This window comes from Pseudomonas sp. HS6-2 (genome assembly GCF_049325675.2).
GTDB classification, from domain to species: domain Bacteria; phylum Pseudomonadota; class Gammaproteobacteria; order Pseudomonadales; family Pseudomonadaceae; genus Aquipseudomonas; species Aquipseudomonas putida_N.
The window spans coordinates 1,652,472-1,675,206 of the sequence record NZ_CM143906.1; the positions used below are offsets into that span (position 1 = coordinate 1,652,472).

Genomic DNA, 22,735 nt, shown 5'->3' on the forward strand with positions numbered 1-22,735 from the left:
CCAGGAATGCTTACTCCCTATATCTGCCCCAGCAGCCAGCCACGAAAAGCTTTCAGCGACGGCAGCGCTTCATTTCGCGAAGGATAGACAAGGTAATAGCTACGCTGGCTGGCAATGGCGCTGCCTGGGCTAAATAACTCGCCTTTGCCCAATTCCTCGTCAACCAGGATTCTCGGCACCAGGCCGATCCCGATCCCGGCCCGTACCGCCTGGATCAGGTGCGAGGTCAATTCGAAACTTGGCCCCAACCGCATCGCCCGGTGCGGCAGGCCATGGTGCGAGAACCATTCGCCCCAGGCATGCGGGTTGTTGGCCACGTTGAGCAGCACTTCCTGGCTGATGCGCGCCGGGCACCAGCCTTGGGTATCTGTGCCTGCTTCCGGTGGCAGGATAACCACCAGTTCCTCGGCGTGAAGGCGATGGCAGATCAGCCCTGGCAAGTCATGGCTGGCTACGCCGATAGCCGCATCGATCTCGCTGGTGTCGAAGTTGATGGCTTCGATCCGTGAATGAATATGCACCAGCATCCCTGGGTGTGCGCTGTAGAACGCATGCAGCCTCGGCAACAACCACTTCGAGCCGAAGGTCGGCAGGGTGGCCAGGCGCAAGGTGCCCACGCCCGACTGATACGCCAGCGCCTGCAATGTGGCGCTGCGGATGCGCCCCAGCGCCTCGCTGAGCTCGCGCTGGTACAGACGGCCGACATCGGTCAGCTGCACTTGGCGCCCTTCACGGCGGAACAGGGTCAGGCCCAGTTGTTGCTCCAGTGCCTGTACCTGGCGGCTGACTGCGCTCTGGGTCAGCGACAGTTCGGCGGCGGCGCGGGTGTAGCTTTCATGCCGGGCGGCGGCCTCGAAAGCCAGCAGGAGTGACATGGACGGTGTCAGGTGGCGGTAATTCATTCATAAAAGTCATTGATAGCGGCAGGATTATCCGTTTGCCCCTGAAGCCAAACTACAGGAACATTGGGCTATACGTCATCCCTGCATGCGGTCACCCATGCCGGAACGACAGGAATCCCGTGAATCAGCCCATATCAAGAGGCCATCCTTCGATGATCGCCCCGCTTTCGACCGTTGCTCCCGGCGCCAACTACCCCGAATTCCTCGAAGCCCTGCGCAACAGTGGTTTCCGTGGCCAGATCAGCGCCGACTACGGCACCCGTACGGTGCTGGCCACCGACAACTCGATCTACCAGCGCCTGCCCCAGGCGGCGGTGTTCCCGCTGGACACCGACGACGTGGCGCGGGTTGCTGCACTGATGGGAGAAGCGCGCTTCCAGGACGTCAAGCTGACCCCGCGTGGCGGCGGTACGGGCACCAACGGCCAGTCTTTGACCGACGGCATCGTCGTCGATCTTTCGCGGCACATGAACCAGATTCTTGAAATCAATGTCGAGGAGCGCTGGGTGCGGGTCCAGGCCGGTACCGTCAAGGACCAGCTCAATGCTGCGCTCAAGCCGCACGGTCTATTCTTCGCCCCTGAGCTGTCCACTTCCAACCGCGCCACCGTCGGCGGCATGATCAACACCGACGCCAGCGGGCAGGGCAGCTGCACCTACGGCAAGACCCGCGACCACGTGCTCGAACTGCACAGCGTGCTGCTGGGCGGCGAGCGCCTGCACAGCCTGCCGATCGACGACGCTGCGCTGGCGCAGGCCTGTGCCGCGCCCGGCCGTGTCGGCGAGGTGTACCGCATGGCCCGGGAGATCCACGAAACCCAGGCCGATCTGATCGAAAGCACCTTCCCCAAGCTCAACCGCTGCCTGACCGGCTATGACCTCGCGCACCTGCGTGACGAGCAGGGCCGTTTCAACCTCAACAGCGTGCTGTGCGGCGCCGAGGGTTCGCTCGGTTATGTGGTCGAAGCCAAGCTCAATGTGCTGCCGATCCCGAAATATGCCGTGCTGGTCAACGTGCGCTACACCAGCTTCATGGACGCCCTGCGCGACGCCAATGCACTGATGGCGCTCAAGCCGCTGTCGATCGAAACGGTCGACTCCAAGGTGCTGATGCTGGCGATGAAGGACATCGTCTGGCACAGCGTCGCCGAATACTTCCCGGCCGACCCCGAGCGCCCGACCCTGGGCATCAACCTGGTGGAGTTCTGTGGCGACGAGCCGGCCGAGGTCAATGCTCGGGTCCAGGCGTTCATCGACCACCTGCAGAGCGACACCAGCGTCGAGCGCCTGGGCCACACGTTGGCCGAGGGCGCCGAGGCGGTGACCCGCGTCTACACCATGCGCAAGCGCTCGGTGGGCCTGCTCGGCAACGTCGAGGGCGAAGTGCGCCCGCAGCCGTTCGTGGAAGACACGGCCGTGCCGCCGGAGCAGCTGGCCGACTACATCGCCGACTTCCGCGCGCTGCTCGATGGCTACGGCCTGGCCTACGGCATGTTCGGCCACGTCGATGCCGGCGTGCTGCACGTGCGCCCGGCCCTGGACATGAAAGACCCGGCCCAGGCCGCCCTGGTCAAGCCAATCTCCGACGCCGTGGCGGCGCTGACCAAAAGCTATGGCGGCCTGCTGTGGGGCGAGCACGGCAAGGGCCTGCGTTCGGAATACGTGCCGGAGTACTTCGGCGAACTGTACCCGGCGCTGCAGCGTCTGAAGGGCGCCTTCGACCCGCACAACCAGCTCAATCCGGGCAAGATCTGCACGCCACCGGGCAGCGCCGAGGGCCTGACCAAGGTCGACGGCGTGACCCTGCGTGGCGACCTTGACCGCACCATCGACGAGCGCGTGTGGCAGGACTTCCCCAGCGCCGTGCACTGCAACGGCAACGGCGCCTGCTACAACTACGACCGCAACGACGCCATGTGCCCGTCGTGGAAGGCCACCCGCGAACGCCAGCATTCTCCCAAGGGCCGTGCCTCGCTGATGCGTGAATGGCTGCGCCTGCAGGGCGAGGCCAACATCGACGTACTGGCGGCGGCGCGCAACAAGGTGTCGTGGCTCAAGGGCCTGCCGGCGAGGCTGCGCAACAACCGCGCCCGCAACCAGGGCCAGGAAGACTTTTCCCATGAAGTGTACGACGCCATGGCCGGTTGCCTGGCGTGCAAATCGTGCGCTGGGCAGTGCCCGATCAAGGTCAACGTGCCAGACTTCCGCTCGCGCTTTCTCGAGCTGTACCACGGCCGCTACCAGCGCCCGCTGCGTGACTACCTGATCGGCTCGCTGGAATTCACCATCCCGTACCTGGCCCATGCATCAGGCCTGTACAACGCAGTGATGGGCTCGAAGTGGGTAAGCAAGCTGCTGGCGGACAAGGTCGGTATGGTCGACAGCCCGCTGATCAGCCGCTTCAACTTCCAGTCGACCCTGACCCGCTGCCGTGTCGGCGTGGCCAGTGTGCCAGCCCTGCGCGAACTGACCCCGGCCCAGCGTGAGCGCAGCATCGTGCTGGTACAGGATGCCTTCACCCGCTACTTCGAGACGCCGCTGCTGGCCGCGTTCATCGAGCTGGCCCATCGCCTTGGCCACCGGGTGTTCCTGGCGCCCTACAGCGCTAACGGCAAGCCGCTGCACGTGCAGGGCTTCCTCGGTGCCTTCGCCAAGGCGGCTATCCGCAATGCGACCCAGCTCAAGGCCCTGGCTGATTGCGGCGTGCCGCTGGTGGGCCTGGACCCGGCGATGACCCTGGTCTACCGCCAGGAGTACCAGAAGGTCCCGGGCCTCGAAGCCTGCCCGCAGGTGCAGCTGCCGCAGGAGTGGCTGATGGATGTGCTGCCGGAGCAGGCACCGACCGCGCCGGGCAACTTCCGCCTGATGGCGCACTGCACCGAGAAGACCAATGTGCCGGCCAGCACCAAGCAGTGGGAACAGGTGTTTGCCCGTTTGGGTCTGAAGCTGGTGACCGAGGCGACCGGCTGCTGCGGCATGTCCGGTACCTACGGGCATGAGGCGCGCAATCAGGAGACTTCGCGGACCATCTTCGAGCAGTCGTGGGCGACCAAGCTGGACAAGGAAGGTGAAGCACTGGCCACCGGCTATTCGTGCCGCAGCCAGGTCAAGCGCATGACCGAGCGGCAGATGCGCCACCCGCTGGAAGTGGTGTTGCAGTACGCCAAGCGCTGAGTTTCAGGGACCTGGGGCTGCTTCGCAGCCCCAGCTTTATTGGCCGCGCTCCAGCCGAGCCTGGCGATACAGATAAAGGCTCAACACCAGCCCACAGCACGCTGCCGCCGCTGCAAACAGAAACATCGAGGCAAACCCGAATCCCGATGCCACCGCACCCACCAGCGGCCCGGTAATCCCCAGCGAAAGATCGATGAACAGCGAATACGCCCCCACTGCCGCCCCGCGGTTGGCTGCCGACACCTGATTCACCGCTTCCACGCCCAGCGCCGGGAACACCAGCGAGAATCCGAAGCCACTCAGCGCTGCCCCTGCCAGTGCCATCTCGGCATTGGGCGCCATCCACAGCATCAACAGCCCAAGTGTTTCCACCGAAAGGCAAACGATTGCCACCCTGAACCCACCGATCCGGTTGATCAGGTTGCCGAACAGCAGCCGCGCGCAGATGAAGCTGGCACCGAACAGGCTCAGGGTCAGCGCCGCATTGGCCCAGCCGCGGCTGGCGTAATACAAGGTGATGAAGGTGGCGATGGTGCCGAAGCCGATCGAGCCCAGAGCCAGCCCTGAACCGTGCGGGAACACCTTGCCCAGCACCTGCATGAACGGCAGGCGCTTGCCACTGACCACAGGCGCTGCGCGCTTCGGCCAGGCCAGCAGCAGGCCCAGGGCGCACAGCAGGAGGATGCTCACCCCCATGCTCCATAGCCCCAGGCCCTTGACCATCAGCACGCCCAATGGCGCACCGATGGCCAGCGCGCCATAGCTGGCGATGCCGTTCCAGGAAATGACCTTGGCCGTGTGCTCGGCACCGACCCGGCCGATACCCCAGCCGATCGAGCCAGAGCCCACCAGGCTTTCTGCGCTGCCCAGCACCAGGCGGCCGAACAGCAGGCACGCCAGGCTGACCCAGGGCAGCTCGGTAAGGAAGGCGCAGGCGAGCATGAATACACCGCTCAGGCCGCAACCGGCGAGGCCGATCATGACCGCTTTCTTGCTGCCGTGGTTATCGATTATGCGGCTGGCGGTGGGGCGGCTGAGCAGGGTGGCGAGGTACTGCACGCTGATCACAAGGCCGGCGATCACGGCACTGAAGCCGAGTTCGTTATGTACGTAGCCTGGCAGCACGGCAAGGGGGATGCCGATGTTTAGGTAGCCGATGAAGGTGAAGAGGACGATGGATACGACTTGCAGGGTGACCGCAAGAGGGCGCGGTGAGTCAGGCATGGGGGTCTTCGTGGCAGAGGTTCGTGACGGTGTGAAAACGTGATGACGGGGGAGCCCGCAGGTCAGCCGTTTTCACACAGTCGCAGGGATGCGCAGTTTATTCCTGGTCAGCGCTGGATTGGTCGTCACCATCCTGATCGACGGCAGGCGTCGGTTCGGCGTGGACGGTAACGGATGGCTCTTCTGGGTTCAGGCTTGGGAAGGGAAGATTCGGGATTTCATGCATCTCGTCGTTCCTCGCAAGTGTGAGTGAAAAGTCTGCGCCAGGCGCGTTCGGAGCTTCGTAAAGCTGGGGCAGGATACACAAGTCTGGATGACAGTTTGTAATTTTTCCCGGACGCTTGTCGGTTTTGCGGGCGGATACCGGACAGATTTCGACTAAATTGCGGGTAAAAAAACAGGGCCCTGAGGCCCTGTTCGTGGTGTTTACTTACGGCCTTCAGCCGTCTCGGCGACCTTGTCGGTGCGCGCGCACATGATGAAGTCATTGCGGTGCAGGCCTTTGATCGAGTGGCTCCACCAAGTTACGGTGACCTTTCCCCATTCGGTCATCAGGCCAGGGTGGTGGCCTTCGGCTTCGGCGATCTCGCCCACGGCATTGGTGAAGGCCAGGGCCTGCTTGAAGTTCTTGAACAGGAACACGCGCTCCAGTTCCATGTGGCCGTCGCGGACTTCGATGTTCCAGTCCGGGATCTCGCGGATCAGTTCCGCCAGTTCCTCGTCGGTGACCTTGGGTGCGTCAGCGCGGCAGGCTTCGCAGTGGGCTTGGTTCAAGGCATTCATGGGTGTGTTTTCCGCTTCGAGTTGTTATCGGCAAGGCGCTCAGGCAGCGACCTTGGGTGGAAATTTCGGTGCGTGCAGCCCCAGCTGCATGGCTTGCTGGACCATCGCCATGATGTCTTCGTGGGCCAGGTCGAACAGGCGCTTCATGTTCGGCAGCACGAAGTACAGCGGCTGCAGGATGTCGATACGGTACGGCGTGCGCATGCACTCGATCGGGTCGAAGGCCTGGTGTTCAGGCTCGCCAGAAAGACTGTAGACGGTCTCTTTCGGTGAGGAGAGGATGCCGCCGCCATAGATCTTGCGGCCCTTCGCGGTCTCCATCAGGCCGAACTCGATGGTCATCCAGTACAGGCGCGCCAGGTACACGCGTTGTTCCTTGGTTGCGGCCAGGCCGAGCTTGCCGTAGGTGTGGGTGAATTCGGCGAAGAACGGGTTGGTCAGCAGCGGGCAGTGGCCGAAGATCTCGTGGAAGATGTCCGGTTCCTGCAGGTAGTCCAGTTCTTCCGGGGTGCGGATGAAGGTGGCGACCGGGAAGCGCTTGCTCGCCAGCAGCTCGAAGAAGGTCTGGAAGGGAATCAGCGCCGGCACGCGGGCAACCTGCCAGCCGGTGGTGGCGCCCAGCACCTTGTTGATCTCGCCCAGCTGCGGAATGCGGTCATGGGGCAGCTTGAGCTGGTCGATGCCGTCCAGGTACTCCTGGCACGCGCGGCCTTCGATGACTTTCAGCTGGCGGGTGATCAGGGTGTTCCATACCGCATGCTCTTGCTGCGGGTAATCGATAAAACCGTGCGCATCGGGCTCGCGTGCCACGTATTGCGTCTGTTTCATGTGGCTCTCCTGGTGAGGGCTTTCTTGTTATGTCCACGACATGACTTAGGAATATCCCTTCACCGGATGATTTGCACGGGGGCTGGCCCTGCTGGCGGGCGCCCTTTGATCTGTCTTGCGTAACGATAATTTTACAAAATACACGACATGCCGGAAAATCCGGGTTATCAAGCTGCCTTTTATGGGTTTTTTGTCAGCTTATCTTTACGAATTTCCCGTGCGAGGTTGAAAAACTTCGCCGCTTCGAGAGCATTCATGCGTATCAAAGTGCATTGCCAGAACCGCATCGGCATCCTTCGCGACATCCTCAACCTGCTGGTGGAGTACGGCATCAACGTGCTGCGCGGCGAGGTGGGGGGAGACCATGGCAACGCCATCTACCTGCACTGCCCGAACCTGATCAATCTGCAGTTTCAGGCCTTGCGGCCCAAGTTCGAGTCGATTGCTGGCGTATTCGGGGTCAAGCGCGTTGGCCTGATGCCCAGTGAGCGCCGGCACATGGAGCTTAATGCGTTGCTCGGTGCGCTGGACTTCCCGGTGCTGTCTATAGACATGGGGGGCAGCATCGTCGCCGCCAACCGCACGGCGGCGCAGTTGCTCGGGGTGCGCGTCGACGAAGTGCCGGGTATGCCGCTGGCGCGTTATGTCGAGGATTTCGACCTGCCTGAGCTGGTGCGTGCCAACAAGTCGCGCATCAATGGGCTGCGCATCAAGGTCAAGGGCGATGTGTTCCTGGCCGATATTGCGCCGTTGCAGTCCGAGCACGATGATAGCGAGGCCCTGGCCGGTGCCGTGTTGACCCTGCATCGGGCCGACCGCATCGGTGAACGCATCTATAACGTGCGCAAGCAGGAGTTGCGCGGTTTCGACAGCATCTTCCAGAGTTCGCGGGTGATGGCGGCAGTGGTGCGTGAGGCGCGGCGCATGGCGCCGCTGGATGCGCCGTTGCTGATCGAAGGCGAGACCGGCACCGGCAAGGAATTGCTGGCCCGTGCTTGCCACCTGGCCAGCCCGCGTGGCCAGGCGCCATTGATGGCGCTCAACTGTGCCGGCCTGCCAGAGTCGATGGCCGAAACCGAGTTGTTCGGTTATGGCCCCGGGGCATTCGAAGGGGCGCGTGCCGAGGGCAAGCTGGGACTGCTGGAGTTGACCGCCGGCGGTACCTTGTTCCTCGATGGCGTGGGGGAGATGAGTCCGCGCTTGCAGGTCAAGCTGCTGCGCTTCCTGCAGGATGGTTGCTTCCGCCGTGTGGGCAGCGACGAAGAGGTGTACCTGGATGTGCGGGTGATCTGTGCCACCCAGGTTGACCTTTCCGAGCTGTGCGCCCGTGGCGAGTTCCGCCAGGACCTTTATCACCGGCTCAACGTGCTGTCGCTGCACATTCCGCCGCTACGCGAGTGCATGGACGGGCTGGAAGGCCTGGTACAGCACTTTCTCGACCAGGCCAGCCGGCAGATCGGCTGTGCCATGCCGCGCCTGGCGCCGGCGGCCATGGACAAGCTCAGCCAGTATCACTGGCCGGGTAACGTGCGGCAGCTGGAGAACGTGTTGTTCCAGGCGGTTTCGCTATGCGAGGGCGGGGTGGTGAAAGGGGAGCATATTCGTTTGCCGGATTACGGCGTGCGGCAACCATTGGGCGAGTTTTCGCTGGATGGGGATCTTGCGCAGATTGTCGGACGATTTGAAAAGGCCGTACTGGAAAGTCTGATGGGTGAGTTTCCAAGTAGCCGGGCATTGGGTAAACGCCTGGGGGTTTCCCATACGACGATTGCCAACAAGTTGCGGGATTATTCCCTGGGCAAGTCGGCAGATTAAATAACGGTTATTTAATGGCCCGTTAACTTTCACAGCGGAGCGGAAGTTACGTGCGGGCAAAACGCGAACGGGGCCCACAAGGGCCCCGATTCAAGGTATCAGCCGTTGGAGCAGCCGTTCCCCATCACGCGGTATTCGAGAATGTGCTTCTGGCCCTTGGAGTCCTCGTAGGTCATGCGGGCGGGCACGACTTCACACACGTTGGGCACTTCGCTCATGGAGATGACGCGGGCAATGTCCAGGTGCTGCGAGTAACTGTACTGTTCAACCGGGATCTGCTCGACATTGTTTGCTTCGCCGGCCATCGCCGCGCCGCAAAGACCGCCAAGTACCAATACCAGTAAAGCTTTCATTTTCATTTTACCTGTCTAAGGTCGTGAGGGGGCACGCGGCGCTTGTGGCGCCGCGAGTGCTGCCAAAGTTCAACTATCAGAATGAGAGGGGGATTAACTGATTGCCTTCGTGGGGGCTGTTTCCAGTAGTTAATCGCCTTGCCGTTGCTGGCGAGGTGAATCTTATGCCTGGGCAACTAAGGGAAACAGATGGCGTTTTGATAAAGTTTTTTTGCCTTTTTCCAGAATCTGTAACAATCCCCCGGCAGGCGCTATCTCATTTTTCCCTGGCCGGGCCGGCGGCTGCGGGCTAGAGCCTTCCGCGCTATTCGCATGAAGATTTTCCCGTCGCGCTACTACCATCGTCGTATGGTTTTTCCCGCTCTGGTACAGTTACAAACGATTCCATACAAAAACAACTATTACACCGAGGTAACACAGATGAGTGCGGCTCCACTGTATCCCGTTCGTCCCGAGGTTGCGGCCACTACCCTGACCGACGAGGCCACCTACAAGGCCATGTACCAGCAATCGGTGATCAACCCGGACGGCTTCTGGCGTGAGCAGGCCCAGCGTCTGGACTGGATCAAGCCGTTCACCAAGGTCAAGCAGACCTCGTTCGACGACCACCATGTCGATATCAAGTGGTTCGCCGACGGCACTCTGAACGTTTCCTCCAACTGCCTGGACCGCCACCTCGAAGAGCGCGGCGACCAGCTGGCAATCATCTGGGAAGGCGACGACCCTTCCGAACACCGCAACATCACCTACCGCGAGCTGCACGAGCAGGTCTGCAAGTTCGCCAACGCCCTGCGCGGCCAGGACGTGCACCGTGGCGATGTGGTGACCATCTACATGCCGATGATCCCCGAAGCCGTGGTGGCCATGCTGGCCTGCGCCCGCATCGGCGCCATCCACTCGGTGGTGTTCGGCGGCTTCTCGCCGGAAGCGCTGGCCGGCCGGATCATCGACTGCAAGTCCAAGGTGGTGATCACCGCCGACGAAGGCTTGCGTGGCGGCCGTCGTACCCCGCTCAAGGCCAACGTCGACCTGGCACTGACCAACCCGGAAACCAGCAGCGTGCAGAAGATCATCGTGTGCAAGCGCACCGGTGGCGACATCGCCTGGCACCAGCACCGCGACATCTGGTTCGAAGACCTGATGAAAGTGGCCTCCAGCCACTGCGCACCCAAGGAAATGGGCGCCGAGGAGCCGCTGTTCATCCTTTATACCTCCGGCTCCACCGGCAAGCCGAAGGGTGTGCTGCACACCACCGGGGGTTACCTGGTGTATGCCGCGCTGACCCATGAGCGCGTGTTCGACTACCGCCCTGGCGAAGTCTACTGGTGCACCGCCGACGTCGGCTGGGTCACCGGCCACAGCTACATCGTCTACGGCCCGCTGGCCAACGGCGCCACCACGCTGCTGTTCGAAGGCGTGCCGAACTACCCGGACATCACCCGCGTGTCGAAGATCGTCGACAAGCACAAGGTCAACATCCTCTACACCGCCCCGACCGCCATTCGCGCCATGATGGCCGAAGGGCAGGCCGCGGTTGCCGGCGCCGACGGTTCCAGCCTGCGCCTGCTGGGTTCGGTGGGCGAGCCGATCAATCCCGAGGCCTGGAACTGGTACTACAAGACCGTGGGCAAGGAGCGTTGCCCGATCGTCGACACCTGGTGGCAGACCGAGACCGGTGGCGTGCTGATCAGCCCACTGCCGGGTGCCACGGCGCTCAAGCCGGGTTCGGCGACCCGCCCGTTCTTCGGCGTGGTGCCGGCACTGGTGGATAATCTGGGCAACCTGATTGAAGGGGCTGCCGAAGGCAACCTGGTGATCCTCGATTCCTGGCCGGGCCAGTCGCGTTCGCTGTACGGCGACCACGACCGCTTCGTCGACACCTACTTCAAGACCTTCCGCGGCATGTACTTCACCGGCGACGGCGCGCGCCGTGACGAGGATGGCTACTACTGGATCACCGGCCGCGTGGACGACGTGCTCAATGTCTCCGGCCACCGCATGGGTACCGCCGAGATCGAAAGCGCCATGGTTGCCCACGCCAAGGTGGCGGAGGCGGCGGTGGTCGGCGTGCCGCACGACATCAAGGGGCAAGGCATCTATGTCTATGTCACCCTCAATGCCGGTATCGAGCCGAGCGAGCAGCTGCGCCTGGAGCTGAAGAACTGGGTGCGCAAGGAGATCGGCCCGATTGCCTCGCCGGATGTGATCCAGTGGGCGCCGGGGCTGCCTAAGACCCGTTCGGGCAAGATCATGCGGCGTATCCTGCGCAAGATCGCCACCGCCGAATACGATGCCCTGGGTGACATCTCGACCCTGGCCGACCCGGGCGTGGTGCAACACCTGATCGATACCCACAAGGCGATGAACCTGGCTTCGGCCTGATAAGCCCGATTTGACGATAACGCAAACCCCGCCAGGGCAACCGGCGGGGTTTTTGCTTTACTGTTACCCGACAATCATCGGTAACTCTTCTGTCACCGATTTCGCACAGGATCGGGGCGCACGGAAACAGATCCGTGCCATTTCGGTGCGGTTGCGTGACCGTTCTCAACAAGGTGAAACGCTGCACTTGCCGTATTGCAAGGGTTTGCCAATAATAGGCCCGGTAATTGCTTGGCTTACAGGTTATTTCTCTCGAGCTCTTGCATGTTTTGCAAAAGCTGTCAACATCGCCCGCCGCGATTTCAAGCGCTTCTGTAAGTAGTTGTCGCTTTGAAGAAATATCGACTACCGGGCTGTCGTTAAAATGCCACTCACTCGCTCGTGGTCTGCGACCTTGGTCGAACCCTGCGCGGCTCGCGTTGTACCCATTCGCATATCGGGCAGTTGTTACCCCCTGCCTCGTATTGCCCCGTACCGATGGAGTTACCTGATGAAGAAGCTCGCACTGCTTGGCGCCCTGGCGCTTTCCGTGTTTTCCCTGGTATCGCAGGCCGATGAAAAACCGTTGAAGATCGGCATCGAGGCCGCCTACCCACCGTTCGCCTTCAAGCAGCCGGACGGCAGCATCGCCGGTTTCGACTACGACATCGGCAACGCCCTGTGTGAAGAGATGAAGGCCAAGTGCACCTGGGTCGAGCAAGAGTTCGACGGCCTGATCCCGGCGCTCAAAGTGCGCAAGATCGACGCCATCCTTTCGTCCATGTCGATCACCGATGATCGCAAGAAGTCGGTCGACTTCACCAAGCGCTACTACCTGACCCCAGCGCGCCTGGTCATGAAGGACGGCACCACCGTCAGCGACAGCCTCGACGAACTCAAGGGCAAGAAGATCGGCGTGCAGCGCGGCTCGATCCACGACCGCTTCGCCAAGGAAGTGCTGGCTCCGAAGGGCGCTACCGTCGTTCCATACGGCACCCAGAACGAAATCTACCTCGACGTTGCCGCCGGCCGCCTGGACGGTACCGTGGCCGATGCCACCCTGCTCGAAGACGGCTTCCTGAAAACCGACGCCGGCAAGGGCTTTGCTTTCGTCGGCCCATCGTTCACCGACGTGAAGTACTTCGGTGACGGCGTCGGTATCGCCGTGCGCAAGGGCGACGACGCCAACCGCGAGCGCATAAACAAGGCCATCGATGCCATCCGCGCCAACGGCAAGTACAAAGAAATCGAGAAGAAGTACTTCAACTTCGACATCTACGGTCCAGACTCGAACTAAGACGTCGGGTTTCACCTGTGTAATGGTGCAAACAGCAGAGGCTCTGAGGTTTGCACCATTTTTCATTCCCAAGCCCTGAGGAATCCCAATCATGTTGAAAGGCTATGGGGCAGTCATCCTCGACGGGGCGTGGCTGACGCTACAGCTCGCCCTGTCGTCGATGGCCCTGGCCATCGTCCTAGGCCTGATCGGCGTGGCGCTGCGTTTGTCGCCGGTGCGCTGGCTGGCCTGGCTGGGGGATCTGTATTCCACGGTGATCCGTGGCATCCCCGACCTGGTCCTGATCCTGCTGATCTTCTACGGCGGCCAGGACATCATCAACCGGGTGGCGCCGCTGCTCGGCTATGACGACTACATCGACCTGAATCCGCTGGTAGCCGGTATCGGCACGCTGGGCTTCATTTTCGGTGCGTACCTGTCGGAAACCTTCCGTGGTGCGTTCCTCGGTATCCCCAAGGGCCAGGCCGAAGCCGGCGTGGCCTATGGCATGAGCGCGCGCCAGGTGTTCTTCCGCATCCAGGTGCCGCAGATGATCCGCCTGGCCATCCCGGGCTTCACCAACAACTGGCTGGTGTTGACCAAGGCCACGGCGCTGATTTCGGTGGTCGGCCTGCAGGACATGATGTTCAAGGCCAAGCAGGCGGCCGACGCCACCCGCGAGCCTTTCACCTTCTTCCTGGCCGTGGCCGCGCTGTACCTGGTGATCACCAGTATTTCGCTGCTGGCGCTGAAGTATCTGGAGCGCCGCTACTCGGTAGGCGTCAAGGTGGCTGAACTATGATTTTCGACTACAACGTCGTCTGGGAAGCCATGCCGCTGTACCTCGGCGGCCTGCTGACCACCCTCAAGCTGCTGGCGCTGTCGCTGCTGTTCGGCCTGCTGGCGGCGATTCCGCTGGGCCTGATGCGCGTCTCCAAGCAGCCGCTGGTGAACATGGGCGCCTGGCTGTACACCTACGTGATCCGCGGCACGCCGATGCTGGTGCAGTTGTTCCTGATCTACTACGGCCTGGCCCAGTTCGAGGCGGTACGCGAGAGCATCTTCTGGCCGTGGCTGTCCAGCGCGACCTTCTGCGCCTGCCTGGCCTTCGCCATCAACACCAGCGCCTACACCGCAGAAATCATCGCCGGCAGCCTCAAGGCCACGCCCCATGGCGAGATCGAGGCGGCCAAGGCCATGGGCATGTCGCGCATGAAGATGTACCGACGCATCCTGCTGCCATCGGCCCTGCGCCGGGCGCTGCCGCAGTACAGCAACGAAGTCATCATGATGCTGCAGACCACCAGCCTGGCGTCGATCGTCACCCTGATCGACATCACCGGTGCCGCACGCACGGTCAATGCCCAGTATTACCTGCCTTTCGAGGCCTACATCACGGCGGGCGTGTTCTACCTGTGCCTGACCTTCATCCTCGTGCGCCTGTTCAAGATGGCCGAACGCCGCTGGCTCGGCTACCTGGCGCCGCGCAAGCACTGAACGCTCTGTGAGAACCGACAGCATGTACAAACTCGAAGTCCAAGACCTGCACAAGCGCTATGGCAGCCATGAAGTGCTCAAGGGCGTGTCCCTGGCGGCCAAGGCAGGCGACGTGATCAGCATCATCGGCTCAAGCGGTTCGGGCAAGTCGACCTTCCTGCGCTGCATCAACCTGCTCGAGCAACCCCATGCAGGCAAGATCCTGCTCAACAACGAAGAGCTCAAGCTGGTACCGGGCAAGGATGGCGCACTCAAGGCCTCCGACCCGCGTCAGCTGCAGCGCATGCGCTCGCGCCTGTCGATGGTGTTCCAGCATTTCAACCTGTGGTCGCACATGACTGCGCTGGAGAACATCATCGAAGCTCCGGTGCATGTGCTGGGGATGAACAAGAAGGAAGCCCTGGAGAAGGCCGAGCACTACCTGGCCAAGGTTGGTGTGGCGCACCGCAAGGATGCTTTCCCAGGCCACATGTCCGGTGGCGAGCAACAACGTGTGGCAATTGCCCGGGCCCTGGCCATGGAGCCAGAGGTTATGCTCTTCGACGAACCGACTTCGGCGCTCGACCCCGAGCTGGTAGGGGATGTGCTCAAGGTCATGCAGGCCCTGGCCCAGGAAGGCCGCACCATGGTGGTGGTGACTCACGAAATGGGCTTTGCCCGCGAAGTGTCGAACCAGCTGGTGTTCCTGCACAAAGGCCTGGTCGAAGAAACCGGCTGCCCGCGTGAAGTGCTGGCCAATCCGCAATCGGAGCGGCTCAAGCAGTTCCTCTCCGGCAGCTTGAAGTAAAACGCTGCACCTTTGCACCAGAATAGGGCATGCTGCGCAGCGAGCGCAGCCTGACCCGGCGCCACAGACTCGAACGAACCCAGGTTTCGGACCGTACCCTATGACCACCCAGCGAATCGGTTTTCTCATCTGGCCAAGCACCAAGCCTTTGACCCTGGCGCTGGCGGAGGAAGTGTTGCGGGTGGCCCAGCGGGTGCATCCGGAAGTGGTCTACGAGATCGTCTTCCTCCAGGTAGAGCCTGCCGAGGAGGGCGCCTGGCGCCTGCCGGGCGAGCCGTGGAACGGGCGCCTGGAAGGTTGCCACAAGCTTTTCCTGCTGGCTGACGATCTGCCCCAGGCGGTGGGCTCGGCGCTTTCGACGGCGCTCAAGCAACTGGCGCGCAGTGGTTGCATGATCGGTGGCCTGTCCGCCGGGGTGTACCCGCTGGCCATGCTCGGGCTGCTCGACGGTTATCGAGCTGCGGTGCATTGGCGCTGGCAGGACGACTTTGCCGAGCGCTTCCCCAAGGTGATTGCCACCAGCCACTTGTTCGACTGGGATCGTGACCGCCTGACCGCCTGTGGTGGCATGGCCGTTACCGACCTGCTGCTGGCGGTGCTGGCCCGCGATCATGGGGCGGAGCTTGCCGGGGCGGTGTCCGAGGAGCTGGTGGTCGAGCGCATCCGCGAAGGAGGCGAGCGCCAGCGCATTCCGTTGCAGAACCGCCTTGGCTCAAGTCATCCGAAGCTGACCCAGGCTGTGCTGTTGATGGAAGCCAACATCGAAGAGCCGCTGACCACCGACGAAATCGCCCAGCATGTCTGCGTATCGCGCCGCCAGCTGGAGCGGATCTTCAAGCAGTACCTTAACCGCGTGCCGAGCCAGTATTACCTGGAGCTGCGGCTGAACAAGGCGCGGCAGATGCTGATGCAGACCAGCAAGTCGATCATCCAGATCGGCTTGTCCTGTGGCTTCTCCTCGGGGCCGCATTTCTCCAGCGCCTATCGCAACTTCTTCGGCGCCACGCCGCGGGAAGACCGCAACCAGCGGCGCAGCAGCAGCCCGTTCGAACTGAGCTCGGCGCCCGCCGAAAAAGGCTGAGGTTTTTGTGGGGGCTGGGGTGTATGCCTTGGGTCTGGCAGTGGCGCTGAAATCGAGCGCCGCCCGCGCGGCGCTCGATTTCAGCCACAACACAACAACAGCGACGTGCACCTGCTGCTCCGCCCCGAATTGCCTGTGCACACCCGTTCACCCAGCCCCCTCTCTCCCGTACACTGCGCGATTGCGACAGTGTTTGTCGCATTGCCGAAAGCCTTGGTAAAACTGGGTTTTGCGCTGTAACAAGTTGTCGCTTGGCCGCAAGGACAGGCGCGGATCAGTCCTTACAATCCCCCCATCGCTCGCCACTTCCAGGCCAGCGTTCCTCTTCAGGAGACTCAGATGTCCGTTGAGCAAGCCCCGGTGCAACGTGCCGATTTCGACCAGGTCATGGTTCCCAACTATTCTCCGGCGGCCTTCATTCCTGTGCGAGGCGAGGGTTCCCGCGTCTGGGACCAGTCGGGTCGCGAGCTCATCGACTTTGCCGGCGGCATTGCGGTGAACGCCCTGGGCCACTGCCACCCGGCACTGGTCAAGGCCCTGACCGAACAGGCCAACACCCTCTGGCACGTCTCCAACGTCTTCACCAATGAGCCGGCCCTGCGCCTGGCGCACAAGCTGGTCGATGCCACCTTTGCCGACCGTGCGTTCTTCTGCAACTCCGGCGCCGAGTCCAACGAGGCCGCCTTCAAGCTGGCCCGCCGCGTTGCCCACGACCGCTTCGGCCCTGAGAAGCACGAGATCATCGCGACCGTGAACAGCTTCCATGGCCGCACCCTGTTCACCGTCAGCGTCGGTGGCCAGCCGAAGTACTCGGACGGCTTCGGCCCGAAGATCACCGGCATCAGCCACGTGCCGTACAACGACCTGGAAGCGCTGAAGGCACAGATTTCCGACAAGACCTGCGCCGTGGTGATCGAGCCGATCCAGGGCGAGAGCGGTGTGGTGCCTGCCGACAAGGCCTACCTGGAAGGCGCGCGCAAGCTGTGCGACGAGCACAACGCCCTGCTGATCTTCGACGAAGTGCAGACCGGCGTCGGCCGCACCGGCTCGTTGTATGCTTACCAGCACTACGGTGTGACCCCGGACATCCTGACCAGCGCCAAGAGCCTGGGCGGCGGTTTCCCGATCGGCGCCATGCTGACTACCACCGACATCGCCAAGCACTTGGCCGTTGGCACCCACGGCACCACCTACGGCGGCAACCCGCTGGGCTGCGCCGTCGCCTGTGCCGTACTGGATGTGGTCAACACCCCGGAAACCCTGGCTGGCATCAAGGCCAAGCACGAGCGTTTCAAGTCCCGCCTGGAGAAGATCGGCCAACAGTACGGCCTGTTCAGCCAGGTGCGTGGCGTCGGCCTGCTGATCGGTTGCGTGCTGACCGAAGCCTGGCAGGGCAAGGCCAAGGACGTGCTCAACGCCGCTGAAAAACAAGGCGTGATGGTGTTGCAGGCGGGCCCTGATGTGGTCCGCTTCGCCCCAAGCCTGGTGGTCGAAGATGCCGACATCGACGAAGGCCTGGACCGCTTCGAACGCGCTGTGGCGCAACTGACCAAGGGCTGATCGGCCTGCGGTCCGTTCACCGCCCCGGGCGCTTCGCGGCGCCGGGGCGGTGAACCCCGAATTCCAGTGCGGGTGCTGATGTGCCCGCCGTTTTTCCGTGCCGTCCTGAATGGCCCCTTTTTTTCAAAGGAGTGACACCATGCTGGTGATGCGCCCCGCGCAAATGGCTGATCTGAACGAAGTGCAGCGCATGGCTGCCGACAGCCCCGTTGGTGTCACCTCGCTGCCGGACGATGCCGCCCGCCTGGGCGACAAGATTGCCGCCTCGGAAACCTCTTTCGCGGCCGAAGTCAGTTTCAACGGTGAAGAGAGCTACTTCTTCGTGCTTGAGGACAGCGAGACCGGCCAGCTTGCTGGCTGCTCGGCCATCGTTGCCTCGGCCGGCTACTCCGAGCCGTTCTACAGCTTCCGCAACGAGACCTTCGTGCATGCCTCGCGCGAGCTGAAGATCCACAACAAGATTCATGTCCTGTCGCTGTGCCACGACCTCACCGGCAACAGCTTGCTGACCAGCTTCTATGTGCTGCCGGAACTGGTGAACAGCGGCTGGGCCGAGCTCAACTCCCGTGGCCGTCTGCTGTTCATGGCCTCGCACCCGGAGCGCTTCGCCGATTCGGTGGTCACCGAAATCGTCGGCTACAGCGACGAGCAGGGCGAATCGCCGTTCTGGGATGCCATCGGCCGTAACTTCTTCGACCTCAACTACGCCCACGCCGAGCGCCTGTGCGGCCTGAAGAGCCGCACCTTCCTCGCCGAGCTGATGCCGCATTACCCGATCTACGTGCCACTGCTGCCTGATGAAGCGCAGGAAGCCATGGGCCAGGTGCACCCGCGGGCGCAGATCACCTTCGACATCCTCATGCGCGAAGGCTTCGAGACCGAGCATTACATCGACATCTTCGACGGTGGCCCGACCCTGCATGCGCGTACCTCGGGCATCCGTTCGATTGCCCAGAGCCGCGTGGTGCCGGTCAAGGTGGACGACACCCCGGTCAAGGGCGGGCGCCCGTACCTGGTGTGTAACGGCCAGTTGCAGGATTACCGCGCAGTGCTGCTGGAGCTGGACTGGGTGCCGGGCAAGCCGGTCAGCCTGAGCAGCCAGGCGGCCGAGGCCCTGGGGGTCGGCGAAGGTGCCAGCGTGCGCCTGGTCGCCGCCTGAGCCGCGGCGCGCAAGCCGGAACAATGAGTTTCGCGGCAGGCACTGGCCACCGCACAAGGAGATAGCATGATCGTTCGTCCTGTACGCAGCAGCGATTTACCCGCGCTGATCGAATTGGCCCGCAGCACCGGCACCACCGGGTTGACCACCCTGCCGGCCAACGAGGAGCGCCTTGGCCACCGCGTCGGCTGGGCGGAAAAGAGCTTCCGCGGCGAAGCCGAGCGCGGCGACACTGATTACCTGTTCGTGCTGGAGAACGATGAAGGCCTGGTGGTCGGCATCAGCGCCATCGCCGGGGCAGTGGGCCTGCGTGAACCCTGGTACAACTACCGGGTCGGCCTGACCGTCAGCGCCTCCCAGGAGCTGAAGATCTACCGCGAAATCCCCACACTGTTCCTGGCCAACGACCTGACCGGCAACTCCGAGCTGTGCTCGCTGTTCCTGCGCAGCGATTACCGCTCCGGGCTCAACGGCCGCCTGCTGTCGCGTGCACGCATGCTGTTCATTGCCGAGTTCCCTGAACTGTTCGGCAACAAAATCATCGCTGAAATGCGCGGCATGTCCGATGAGCAAGGCCGTTCACCGTTCTGGGAGAGCCTGGGCCGGCACTTCTTCAAGATGGAGTTCAGCCAGGCCGACTACCTTACTGGCGTCGGCAACAAGTCCTTCATCGCCGAGCTGATGCCCAAATTCCCGCTGTACACCTGCTTCCTGTCCGAGGCTGCACGCAATGTCATCGGCCGTGTGCACACCGACACCGAGCCTGCGCTGGCGATGCTCAAGCAGGAAGGCTTCAGCTATCAGGGCTACGTCGACATCTTCGACGCCGGCCCGGCCATCGAATGCGAGACCTCGAAGATCCGCGCCGTGCGCGAGAGCGAGACCCTGGTGCTGGCCGTGGGCACGCCAGGTGATGACGCGACCCCTTACATCATCCACAACCGCAAGCGCGACGACTGCCGCATCACGGCAGCGCCGGCGCGCCTGGCCGCCGGTACTCTGGTGGTCGACCAGCAGACCGCCAAGCGCCTGCGCATGGGCGCCGGTGACAACGTACGCGCCGTGCCGCTGTCGGCAAGCCGGGAGGCCCAGTAAATGACCACGCATTACATCGCAGGCAACTGGCTCGCTGGCCAGGGCGAAGCCCTGCAGTCGCTCAACCCGGTAACCCAGGCTGTCGTCTGGCAAGGGCAGGGCGCCGACGCCGGCCAGGTTGACGCAGCCGTCAAGGCGGCCCGCCAGGCGTTCCCGGCCTGGGCGCAACTGAGCCTGGAAGCGCGCATCGACGTGCTGGAGAAGTTTGCCGAGCAGTTGAAGCAGCATGCCGAGGCGCTGGCTCACTGCATCGGTGAGGAAACCGGCAAGCCGCTATGGGAATCGGCCACGGAAGTCACCAGCATGGTCAACAAGGTGGCGATCTCGGTGCAGAGCTACCGCGAGCGTACCGGCGAGAAGAGCGGCCCGCTGGCCGATGCCACGGCCGTGCTGCGGCACAAGCCCCATGGCGTGGTGGCGGTGTTCGGCCCTTACAACTTCCCCGGCCATTTGCCCAATGGCCATATCGTGCCGGCACTGCTGGCGGGCAACTGTGTGGTGTTCAAGCCCAGCGAGCTGACCCCCAAGGTCGCCGAGCTGACGGTCAACTGCTGGATTGCCGCCGGCTTGCCGGCCGGTGTCCTCAACCTGGTGCAGGGTGCCCGGGAAACCGGTGTGGCGCTGGCTGCCAATCCGGGGATCGACGGCCTGTTCTTCACCGGTTCCAGTCGCACGGGCAACCTGCTGCACCAGCAGTTCGCCGGCCGCCCGGACAAGATCCTCGCCCTGGAAATGGGCGGCAACAACCCGCTGCTGGTGGATGAGGTCAAAGACCTCGACGCCGCGGTGTACACCATCATCCAGTCGGCGTTCATTTCTGCCGGTCAGCGCTGCACCTGTGCCCGCCGTCTGCTGGTGCCGCAGGGTGCCTGGGGCGATACACTGGTGGCGCGGCTGGTCGAGGTGTGCCGGAGCATTACAGTCGGGGCCTTCGACCAGCAGCCGCCGCCGTTCATGGGCTCGGTGATCTCGCTGCAGGCCGCGCAGGCACTGATCGCGGCCCAGGCCGAGCTGCTGGCCAAGGGCGCCGTGAAGCTGCTGGAAATGACCCAGCCCCAGGCCGACGCCGCGCTGCTGACGCCCGGCATTCTCGATGTCACCGCCGTGGCCGATCGCCCGGACGAAGAGTTCTTTGGCCCGCTGCTGCAGGTGATCCGCTACGCCGACTTCGATGCCGCCATCGACGAGGCCAACAACACCCAGTACGGCCTGGCCGCCGGCCTGTTGTCCGATTCCCGTGCGCGCTACCAGTACTTCTGGCTGCGCAGCCGTGCCGGTATCGTCAACTGGAACAAGCAGCTGACCGGCGCCGCCAGCAGCGCGCCGTTCGGTGGCGTGGGTGCCAGTGGCAACCACCGCGCCAGTGCCTATTACGCAGCCGATTACTGCGCTTACCCCGTGGCTTCGCTGGAGACCGCCAGCCTTGCCTTGCCGGCGACCCTGACGCCGGGCGTCACCCTATAACAACAGGTCACGGAGCCTAGCCGATGAAATCCTATGAAGTGAATTTTGATGGCCTGGTGGGGCCTACCCACAATTACGGCGGCCTGTCCTACGGTAACGTGGCTTCACAGAGCAACAGCCAGCAAGGGTCCAACCCGCGGGAAGCGGCACGCCAGGGCCTGGCCAAGATGAAAGCGCTGGCCGACATGGGCTTCAAGCAGGGCGTGCTGGCACCGCAGGAGCGCCCAGACGTGGCCGCCCTGCGCCGCCTGGGGTTCGGCGGCAGCGATGCCGAGGTGATCCAGCGTGCCGCCAAGGAGGCCATGCCACTGCTGGTCGCCAGCTGCTCGGCCTCGAGCATGTGGGTGGCCAACGCCGCCACCGTCAGCCCGAGCGCCGACACCGCCGATGGCCGTGTGCACTTCACCGCCGCCAACCTCAACTGCAAGTACCACCGCAGCATTGAGCACCCGACCACCAGCCGCGTGCTGGCGGCGATGTTCAACAACGAGAAGCACTTTGCCCACCATGAAGCCCTGCCTGCCGTGGCACAGTTCGGCGACGAGGGCGCGGCCAACCACACGCGCTTCTGCCGCGAATACGGCGAGGCCGGGGTGGAGTTCTTCGTCTATGGCCGCAGTGCCTTCGACAGCCGCTACCCCGCACCGCAGAAGTACCCGGCGCGACAGACCCTGGAGGCCTCCCAGGCCGTGGCCAGGCTGCACGGCCTGAGCGATGACGGAGTGGTCTACGCTCAACAGAACCCGGCAGTGATTGACCAGGGTGTGTTCCACAACGACGTGATTTCGGTCGGTAACGGTGAAGTGCTGTTCTACCACGAGGACGCTTTCCTCGAGACCGACGCGGTGCTTGGCCAACTGCAGGCTAAACTGGCCAGCAAGGGTGGCAACTTCCAGGCCATCCGTGTGCCACGTGCGGCGGTGACGGTAGAGGATGCAGTGCGCTCCTACCTGTTCAACAGCCAGCTGCTCAGCCGTGACGATGGCTCGATGCTGCTGGTAGTGCCGGAAGAGTGCCGCAACAACGAGCGGGTCTGGGCTTACCTGAGCCAGCTGACCGCCCAGGGCGGCGCGGTGAAAGAGGTCAAGGTGTTCGACCTCAAGCAGAGCATGCAGAACGGCGGTGGCCCGGCGTGCCTGCGTTTGCGCGTGGCATTGAAGGAGTCGGAACTGGCGGCGGTCAATCCAGGCGTTATCATGACCGCCCCGCTGTACGAGACCTTGGTGCAGTGGGTCGACAAGCACTACCGCGATCGCCTTGGCGAAGCCGACCTTGCCGACCCGCAGCTGCTGCTGGAGTGCCGTACCGCACTGGATGAATTGACCCAGATACTGAAGTTGGGCTCGGTGTACCCGTTCCAACGCCAACCTTGAAGAG

The 22,735-nt window shown here is 63.1% G+C and carries 18 protein-coding genes; 13 read left to right on the top strand and 5 right to left on the bottom strand.

Annotated elements, in window-relative coordinates:
* Positions 1 to 17: 17 nt before the first annotated feature.
* Entirely contained in the window at positions 18 to 902 is an 885-nt protein-coding gene (locus ACOKS3_RS07835) for a LysR substrate-binding domain-containing protein (RefSeq protein WP_103446418.1), read from the bottom strand.
* A gap of 152 nt (positions 903 to 1,054) precedes the next feature.
* Here ACOKS3_RS07835 and ydiJ point away from each other — a divergent pair, with 152 nt between their 5' ends.
* Positions 1,055 to 4,075 carry a D-2-hydroxyglutarate dehydrogenase YdiJ gene (gene ydiJ, locus ACOKS3_RS07840; RefSeq protein WP_103446419.1) on the top strand — a complete coding sequence of 1,007 codons (3,021 nt, stop codon included), beginning with the start codon at positions 1,055 to 1,057 and terminating at the stop codon, positions 4,073 to 4,075.
* A gap of 36 nt (positions 4,076 to 4,111) precedes the next feature.
* On the opposite strand, the gene ACOKS3_RS07845 is transcribed toward ydiJ, so the two are convergent.
* The 3 genes from ACOKS3_RS07845 to phhA form a co-directional block, all read right to left on the bottom strand.
* Complete coding sequence (locus tag ACOKS3_RS07845) at positions 4,112 to 5,299, bottom strand: MFS transporter (protein WP_103446420.1); 1,188 nt, start codon at positions 5,297 to 5,299, stop codon at positions 4,112 to 4,114.
* 426 nt (positions 5,300 to 5,725) lie between these two features.
* A complete protein-coding gene (locus tag ACOKS3_RS07850) occupies positions 5,726 to 6,082 on the bottom strand; it encodes a 4a-hydroxytetrahydrobiopterin dehydratase (protein WP_060508389.1) in 357 nt (118 codons plus the stop codon).
* A gap of 39 nt (positions 6,083 to 6,121) precedes the next feature.
* Positions 6,122 to 6,910: a phenylalanine 4-monooxygenase gene (phhA, locus tag ACOKS3_RS07855; protein ID WP_103446421.1), complete on the bottom strand. Its 789-nt coding sequence runs from the start codon at positions 6,908 to 6,910 to the stop codon at positions 6,122 to 6,124.
* Positions 6,911 to 7,165: 255 nt separating this feature from the next.
* Here phhA and ACOKS3_RS07860 point away from each other — a divergent pair, with 255 nt between their 5' ends.
* On the top strand, positions 7,166 to 8,725 hold the full coding sequence (locus ACOKS3_RS07860) for a sigma-54-dependent transcriptional regulator (RefSeq protein ID WP_103446422.1): 1,560 nt from the start codon (positions 7,166 to 7,168) through the stop codon (positions 8,723 to 8,725).
* A 98-nt stretch (positions 8,726 to 8,823) separates the two neighbouring features.
* Here the strand turns inward: ACOKS3_RS07860 and ACOKS3_RS07865 are convergent, their stop codons facing one another.
* Positions 8,824 to 9,078, bottom strand: a complete 255-nt coding sequence (locus ACOKS3_RS07865; protein ID WP_085675843.1) for a DUF2790 domain-containing protein — start codon at positions 9,076 to 9,078, stop codon at positions 8,824 to 8,826.
* Between the two features lie 420 nt (positions 9,079 to 9,498).
* Here ACOKS3_RS07865 and acs point away from each other — a divergent pair, with 420 nt between their 5' ends.
* The 11 genes from acs (at position 9,499) to astB (ending at position 22,731) form a co-directional block, all read left to right on the top strand.
* Entirely contained in the window at positions 9,499 to 11,460 is a 1,962-nt protein-coding gene (acs, locus tag ACOKS3_RS07870; RefSeq protein WP_103446423.1) for an acetate--CoA ligase, read from the top strand.
* A 490-nt stretch (positions 11,461 to 11,950) separates the two neighbouring features.
* Positions 11,951 to 12,736: an ABC transporter substrate-binding protein gene (locus tag ACOKS3_RS07875; RefSeq protein WP_103446424.1), complete on the top strand. Its 786-nt coding sequence runs from the start codon at positions 11,951 to 11,953 to the stop codon at positions 12,734 to 12,736.
* Between the two features lie 91 nt (positions 12,737 to 12,827).
* On the top strand, positions 12,828 to 13,517 hold the full coding sequence (locus ACOKS3_RS07880; RefSeq protein WP_027921088.1) for an ABC transporter permease: 690 nt from the start codon (positions 12,828 to 12,830) through the stop codon (positions 13,515 to 13,517).
* Positions 13,514 to 14,212: an ABC transporter permease gene (locus ACOKS3_RS07885; RefSeq protein WP_027921089.1), complete on the top strand. Its 699-nt coding sequence runs from the start codon at positions 13,514 to 13,516 to the stop codon at positions 14,210 to 14,212. The genes ACOKS3_RS07880 and ACOKS3_RS07885 overlap by 4 nt, the downstream gene beginning before the upstream one ends.
* Before the next feature lie 22 nt (positions 14,213 to 14,234).
* Positions 14,235 to 14,999, top strand: a complete 765-nt coding sequence (locus ACOKS3_RS07890; protein WP_103446425.1) for an ABC transporter ATP-binding protein — start codon at positions 14,235 to 14,237, stop codon at positions 14,997 to 14,999.
* Between the two features lie 100 nt (positions 15,000 to 15,099).
* Positions 15,100 to 16,080: a transcriptional regulator ArgR gene (gene argR / locus ACOKS3_RS07895; RefSeq protein ID WP_103446426.1), complete on the top strand. Its 981-nt coding sequence runs from the start codon at positions 15,100 to 15,102 to the stop codon at positions 16,078 to 16,080.
* A 339-nt stretch (positions 16,081 to 16,419) separates the two neighbouring features.
* Complete coding sequence (locus ACOKS3_RS07900; protein ID WP_103446427.1) at positions 16,420 to 17,640, top strand: aspartate aminotransferase family protein; 1,221 nt, start codon at positions 16,420 to 16,422, stop codon at positions 17,638 to 17,640.
* A 139-nt stretch (positions 17,641 to 17,779) separates the two neighbouring features.
* The gene (gene aruF, locus ACOKS3_RS07905) at positions 17,780 to 18,799 is read left to right on the top strand and encodes an arginine/ornithine succinyltransferase subunit alpha (RefSeq protein WP_103446428.1); all 1,020 of its coding nucleotides are present in this window, start codon (positions 17,780 to 17,782) and stop codon (positions 18,797 to 18,799) included.
* A 66-nt stretch (positions 18,800 to 18,865) separates the two neighbouring features.
* A complete protein-coding gene (astA, locus tag ACOKS3_RS07910; RefSeq protein ID WP_103446429.1) occupies positions 18,866 to 19,894 on the top strand; it encodes an arginine N-succinyltransferase in 1,029 nt (342 codons plus the stop codon).
* The gene (gene astD, locus ACOKS3_RS07915; RefSeq protein WP_103446430.1) at positions 19,895 to 21,358 is read left to right on the top strand and encodes a succinylglutamate-semialdehyde dehydrogenase; all 1,464 of its coding nucleotides are present in this window, start codon (positions 19,895 to 19,897) and stop codon (positions 21,356 to 21,358) included.
* 23 nt (positions 21,359 to 21,381) lie between these two features.
* A complete protein-coding gene (astB, locus tag ACOKS3_RS07920) occupies positions 21,382 to 22,731 on the top strand; it encodes an N-succinylarginine dihydrolase (RefSeq protein ID WP_103446431.1) in 1,350 nt (449 codons plus the stop codon).
* Positions 22,732 to 22,735 lie beyond the last annotated feature (4 nt).